The 2,260-nt window shown below is 69.8% G+C and carries 3 protein-coding genes; all 3 read left to right on the plus strand.

Going from position 1 to position 2,260, the window contains the following annotated elements; genetic code table 11:
• Positions 1-209 (plus strand): hypothetical protein (locus J0695_RS39010; RefSeq protein WP_206969597.1); only part of this gene is annotated, 209 nt, incomplete at its 5' end.
• Positions 210-365: 156 nt separating this feature from the next.
• Entirely contained in the window at positions 366-743 is a 378-nt protein-coding gene (locus tag J0695_RS39015) for a DUF3499 domain-containing protein (protein ID WP_307798896.1), read from the plus strand.
• A gap of 72 nt (positions 744-815) precedes the next feature.
• A complete protein-coding gene (locus J0695_RS39020; RefSeq protein WP_206969600.1) occupies positions 816-2,189 on the plus strand; it encodes a phosphomannomutase/phosphoglucomutase in 1,374 nt (457 codons plus the stop codon).
• Positions 2,190-2,260: the final 71 nt, after the last annotated feature.

Consider the following 2,260-nt stretch of genomic DNA (forward strand, 5'->3'; position numbering starts at 1 on the left):
GGGCGGCCGCGGCTCGGCGGGCTGGGGCGGGGGTGCGGGAGCGTCCATCACTGACGCAGGGTAGTCCTCCGGACAGCCTGGTGCCGGACGAGGCGGGCCTCTGCACGACATGTCGTCGAATGAACAGTTCCCTCACCTTTTGGACCGTCTTCATCTTGTATTCCGGCCATGGATCCGGCATCGATTGTCTTGATCTCGCCAACTACTGACCGAAACCCGTCCGGTCACTGCCCGTGTCCCTCTTTCCCCGTGCAGGTCAGGGGAGTTGCTCCGCGGGCGGCAGGGTCAGGGGTGACAGGACGACACGGTCGAGTGACGCCGGGGCGCGTCGTCGCGGCCCGCTCAAGAGTGCGGTACCGTCCAACATCGTGAGCCCTGTACGTCGCTGTTCTCGCACTGCGTGCGGCCGCCCTGCCGTCGCGACGCTGACGTACGTCTACGCCGACTCGACCGCGGTACTCGGCCCTCTCGCCACCTATGCCGAACCCCACTGCTACGACCTGTGCGCCGACCACAGCGCGCGCCTGACCGCCCCGCGCGGCTGGGACGTCGTCCGTCTCACCGACGGCTCGGCCCCCGCGCACCCCAGCGGCGACGATCTCGAAGCGCTCGCCAACGCGGTACGGGAAGCGGCCCGTCCGCACGACCGCGGGCCGGGCGGAGCGGGCGGCGGACGGCAGGCCGACCCGATGGAGACCGGACGCCGTGGCCATCTGCGCGTGCTGCGCTCACCGGAGCCCTGAACCGCGCCCTTCTGCCTCCGGGTAGTTTGAGGGGTCCGTAATGACCTTCAATCACCTCCAGGAGGGCCGACCGTGGCTGCTGTCGTCGATTTGTCGCAGATCGTCAAGGCGTACGACGTGCGCGGAGTGGTCCCCGACCAGTGGGACGAGCCCCTGGCCGAGCTCTTCGGGGCGGCTTTCGTCACGGTGACGGAGGCGTCCGCGATCGTGATCGGGTACGACATGCGCCCCTCGTCGCCCGGCCTCTCGGGCGCGTTCGCGCGCGGTGCGGCCGCGCAGGGCGCCGACGTCACCCTCATCGGCCTGTGCTCGACGGACCAGCTGTACTTCGCCTCCGGCCAACTGGACATGCCGGGCGCGATGTTCACCGCCTCGCACAACCCGGCGCAGTACAACGGCATCAAGATGTGCCGGGCCGGCGCGGCCCCGGTGGGCCAGGACACGGGCCTCGCGGAGATTCGTACCCTCGCCGAGAACTGGTCGGCGACGGGAGCCCCAACACCCTCCGCCACCACAGGAACCATCACCCACCGCGAGACGTTGACGGACTACGCGGCCCATCTCCTGTCCCTCGTCGACCTCTCCGGCCTCCGCCCGCTGAAGGTCGTGGTGGACGCGGGCAACGGCATGGGGGGCCACACGGTCCCCACGGTCTTCGCGGACCTACCCGTCACGCTCGTCCCCATGTACTTCGAGCTCGACGGCACCTTCCCCAACCACGAGGCCAACCCCCTGGACCCGGCGAACATCGTCGACCTGCAGGCCCGTGTCCTCGCCGAGGGCGCCGACCTCGGCCTGGCCTTCGACGGCGACGCCGACCGCTGCTTCGTGGTCGACGAGCGCGGCCGGGGCGTCTCGCCGTCCGCCATCACGGCCCTGGTCGCCGCCCGCGAACTGGCCAAGCACCCCGGCGGCACCGTGATCCACAACCTGATCACGTCCTGGTCGGTCCCCGAGGTCGTACGCGAACACGGCGGCATCCCCGTCCGCACGCGCGTGGGCCACTCCTTCATCAAGCAGGAGATGGCGACCACCGGAGCGATCTTCGGCGGCGAGCACTCCGCCCACTACTACTTCCGGGACTTCTGGAACGCGGACACCGGCATGCTCGCGGCGCTGCACGTCCTGGCGGCCCTGGGCGGCCAGGAAGGCACGCTCTCCGCCCTGGTCTCCTCGTACGACCGCTACGCGGGCTCCGGCGAGATCAACTCCACGGTCGACGACCAGACGGCCCGCACATCGGCGGTCCGCGAGGCGTACGGGTCTCTCGACGGCATCACCACGGACGACCTGGACGGCCTGACGGTCACCGCGCAGGACTGGTGGTTCAACCTCCGCCCTTCGAACACGGAGCCACTCCTGCGCCTGAACGTGGAGGCAAGGGACGAGGCGACGATGGCAAAGGTGAGGGACGAGGTACTGACGATGGTCCGAGCAACGTCCTGACGGCCGGGCCGAGCAAAATCAAGCCCGTCCGGAGATTGAGGACCGGGGGTCCGGGGGCGGAGCCCCCGAAA

Origin of the sequence: Streptomyces beijiangensis, assembly GCF_017315755.1 — a bacterium.
In the GTDB taxonomy this organism is placed as follows: Bacteria; Actinomycetota; Actinomycetes; order Streptomycetales; family Streptomycetaceae; genus Streptomyces; species Streptomyces beijiangensis.